Genomic DNA, 3,308 nt, shown 5'->3' on the forward strand with positions numbered 1-3,308 from the left:
GTACGACCGCGGCTACCGCGATGCCGATCGCGAGCGCTACTGGCGCGACCGTGAGCGCGACCGCCGCGACGCCCGTCGCGCCTACGACCGCGGCTACCGCGATGGCTATCGCAACGGCCCGGACGTCGTCTATTACCGCCCGGGTCCGCCGCGCTGGGCGCGTGGCCAGCGCTACTACGGCCCGAACTACGTGGTCTACGACTACGACCGTTATCAGGTCCGGCGCCCGCCGTACGGCTACCGCTGGGTGCGCGACGACACCGGCAACCTGCTGCTGGTCGCCATCGCCACCGGCATCATCGCCGACCTGGTGCTCAGCGGCCGCTGAGCCCTGCTGCGGCATCGCCAGACGGCCTCCTTCGGGAGGCCGTCTGCGTTTTGGTTCGCCCTCGGCCGCGCGCGGGGCTTAAACTAGTCGTCTGCCTTCTGTCCATGCCCCCGGAGACCCGATGTTCCCGCGCGACGCCCGCATCGAAACCTACGATCCCGACCTGGCCCGCGCCATCGCCGCCGAAGCCGGCCGCCAGGAAGACCACGTCGAGCTGATCGCCAGCGAGAACTACTGCAGCCCGCTGGTCATGGAAGCGCAAGGCAGCCAGCTGACCAACAAGTACGCCGAGGGCTATCCGGGCAAGCGCTACTACGGCGGTTGCGAATTCGTCGACGTCGCCGAGCAGCTGGCCATCGACCGGGTCAAGCAACTGTTCGGCGCCGACTACGCCAACGTGCAGCCGCACAGCGGCTCGCAGGCCAACCAGGCGGTGTACTTCGCGCTGCTGCAGCCGGGCGACACCATCCTCGGCATGTCGCTGGCGCACGGCGGCCACCTGACCCACGGCGCCAAGGTCAACGCCTCCGGCAAGCTGTTCAACGCCGTGCAGTACGGCGTCGACGACCAGGGCCTGATCGACTACGACGAAGTCGAGCGCCTGGCCGTGGAGCACAAGCCGAAGATGGTGGTGGCGGGCTTCTCCGCCTACTCGCAGGTGATCGACTGGGCGCGCTTCCGCGCCATCGCCGACAAGGTCGGCGCGTACTTCTTCGTGGACATGGCGCACGTGGCCGGCCTGGTCGCCGCCGGTGTCTATCCGACCCCGCTGCCGCACGCGCACGTGGTCACCTCCACCACCCACAAGACCCTGCGTGGCCCGCGTGGCGGCATCATCGTCGCCAGTGCCGCCGGCGCCGGCGACAAGCTCGAAGACCTGTCCAAGAAGCTGCAGTCGATCGTGTTCCCCGGCATCCAGGGCGGCCCGCTGATGCACGTGATCGCGGCCAAGGCGGTAGCGTTCAAGGAAGCGCTGGAGCCGGAATTCACCCGCTACCAGCAGCAGGTGGTGAAGAACGCCCAGGCCATGGCCAAGACCCTGATCGCGCGCGGCTACAAGATCGTCTCCGGCGGCACCGAGAACCACCTGATGCTGGTGGACATGATCGGCCGCGACGTCTCCGGCAAGGACGCGGAAGCGGCGCTGGGCAAGGCCCACATCACCGTCAACAAGAACTCGGTGCCCAACGACCCGCGCTCGCCGTTCGTGACCTCGGGCCTGCGCCTGGGCACCCCGGCGATCACCACCCGCGGCTACCAGGAACAGGATTGCGTCGACCTGGCCAACTGGATCGCCGACGTGCTCGACGCCCCGGCCGACGACACCGTGCTGGCGCGCGTGCGCGACGCGGTGACCGCGCAGTGCCGCAAGTATCCGGTGTATGGCTGAAAAACGGGAATGGGGAATGGAGAATCGGGAATGGTTGAAAGTGCTAGCTGGCGCCTTTGGCGTTCCCATTCCCCATTTCCGTTTCCCCACTCCCGGCACCTATATGGCTGAGGCGGGAATGGAGAATGGAGAGTCGGGAATGGTCAGAAGCGCTACGCTTGCGCTGTTGACGTTCCCATTCCCCATTCCCGTTTCCCCATTCCCGGCGCCCTGAATGCACTGCCCCTTCTGCCAGCACACCGATACCCGGGTGATCGATTCGCGCGTGTCCGAGGACGGCGCGACGATCCGCCGGCGTCGCGAGTGCGAGGCCTGCGGCGAGCGCTTCAGCACGCTGGAGACGATCGAACTCAAGCTGCCGACGGTGATCAAGAGCGACGGCGGCCGCGAGGCGTTCGATGCGCGCAAGCTGCGCACCAGCTTCGATCGCGCGCTGCAGAAGCGGCCGGTGGCCGAGGAGCAGATCGAGGCGGCGGTGCGCGCGGTGGTGCACCAGTTGCGCATGTCCGGTGAGCGCGAACTGCCCTCGATCCGGGTCGGCGAGTACGTGATGGCCGAGCTGCGCAAGCTCGACCACGTCGGCTACGTGCGCTTCGCCTCGGTGTACCGCAGCTTCCAGGACGTGGCCGATTTCCGCGAGGAGATCGAGAAGCTCGAGCGCGAGTTGCCGGTGGGCAGCGAGCAGTTGCCGCTGCTGGACCTGGTGCGCGCGGCCAAGCCGGGCGACAAGACCGGCAAGCGCTGAGCGCATGCGCATCGTCTGTCTGGCCGAGGCCGCGCAGCACATTCCCGCGCTGGCGCAGGAGCATCTGCAGGCGTTCGGCCCGCTGCTGCCGGAGTGGAACGTGGTGGAGGCCGAGGCCGACCTGCGCAGCCACCGCGACGAACGCCGCATCCCCACCAGCTGGATCGCCCTGGACGGCGAGGACTGGCTGGGGTCGGTGAGCCTGCTGCAGAACGACGACGCGCGCATCCGCCAGTTTTCGCCGTGGCTGGCGACGCTGTACGTGCGGCCGCAGGCACGCGGTGCCGGCGTCGGCGCCGCCCTGGTCGCGCACTGCGTGCAGGCCGCCGCGCGCTTCGGCGTGCAGTGGCTGTACCTGTACTGCGAGCCGGTGCTGGTGCCGTTCTACGAGCGCCTGGGCTGGCAGCGCCATGCCGACCTGCCGCTGGGGCTGCTGCAGATCGTGGTGATGCGCCGCGACGCTAGCGCCGCATCTGCATCTACATGAGCGCCGACGCCGTGCCCGGCTTCTCCGCCGACGACCATCGCTGGATGGCGCAGGCCCTGCGCCTGGCCGAACGCGGCGCCTACACCACACGACCCAACCCGATGGTCGGCTGCGTGATCGTGCGCGACGGTGTCGTGGTGGGCGAGGGATTCCACCAGCGCGCCGGCGGGCCGCACGCGGAGGTGTTCGCGCTGCGCGCCGCCGGCGAACGCGCCCGTGGCGCCACCGCCTACGTGACCCTGGAGCCGTGCGCGCACTACGGCCGCACCCCGCCGTGTGCGCTGGCGCTGATCGAGGCCGGGGTGGCGCGGGTGGTGGCGGCGATGGCCGACCCGTTCCCGCAGGTCAACGGCGGCGG

5 protein-coding genes are annotated in these 3,308 nt (G+C 69.3%); all 5 read left to right on the forward strand.

Annotated elements, in window-relative coordinates; translation table 11 throughout:
* Positions 1 to 328 (forward strand): RcnB family protein (locus tag D180_RS06820; protein ID WP_017912203.1); only part of this gene is annotated, 328 nt, incomplete at its 5' end.
* A 121-nt stretch (positions 329 to 449) separates the two neighbouring features.
* Positions 450 to 1,718: a serine hydroxymethyltransferase gene (glyA, locus tag D180_RS06825; protein WP_017912204.1), complete on the forward strand. Its 1,269-nt coding sequence runs from the start codon at positions 450 to 452 to the stop codon at positions 1,716 to 1,718.
* 214 nt (positions 1,719 to 1,932) lie between these two features.
* Complete coding sequence (gene nrdR / locus D180_RS06830; RefSeq protein ID WP_010340907.1) at positions 1,933 to 2,463, forward strand: transcriptional regulator NrdR; 531 nt, start codon at positions 1,933 to 1,935, stop codon at positions 2,461 to 2,463.
* A 4-nt stretch (positions 2,464 to 2,467) separates the two neighbouring features.
* Positions 2,468 to 2,950, forward strand: a complete 483-nt coding sequence (locus D180_RS06835) for a GNAT family N-acetyltransferase (protein ID WP_017912205.1) — start codon at positions 2,468 to 2,470, stop codon at positions 2,948 to 2,950.
* On the forward strand, positions 2,947 to 3,308 hold a 362-nt coding region (ribD, locus tag D180_RS06840; RefSeq protein WP_043090587.1), incomplete at its 3' end, for a bifunctional diaminohydroxyphosphoribosylaminopyrimidine deaminase/5-amino-6-(5-phosphoribosylamino)uracil reductase RibD. The genes D180_RS06835 and ribD, both read left to right, overlap by 4 nt.

Source organism: Xanthomonas sp. SHU 166 (genome assembly GCF_000364685.1).
Classification (GTDB): domain Bacteria; phylum Pseudomonadota; class Gammaproteobacteria; order Xanthomonadales; family Xanthomonadaceae; genus Xanthomonas_A; species Xanthomonas_A sontii.

Bases quoted from the DNA above. Each gene is read 5' to 3' on its own strand.
- nrdR (WP_010340907.1), top strand. From the start codon at position 1,933: ATGCACTGCCCCTTCTGCCAGCACACCGATACCCGGGTGATCGATTCG.
- D180_RS06835 (WP_017912205.1), top strand. From the start codon at position 2,468: ATGCGCATCGTCTGTCTGGCCGAGGCCGCGCAGCACATTCCCGCGCTG.
- glyA (WP_017912204.1), top strand. From the start codon at position 450: ATGTTCCCGCGCGACGCCCGCATCGAAACCTACGATCCCGACCTGGCC.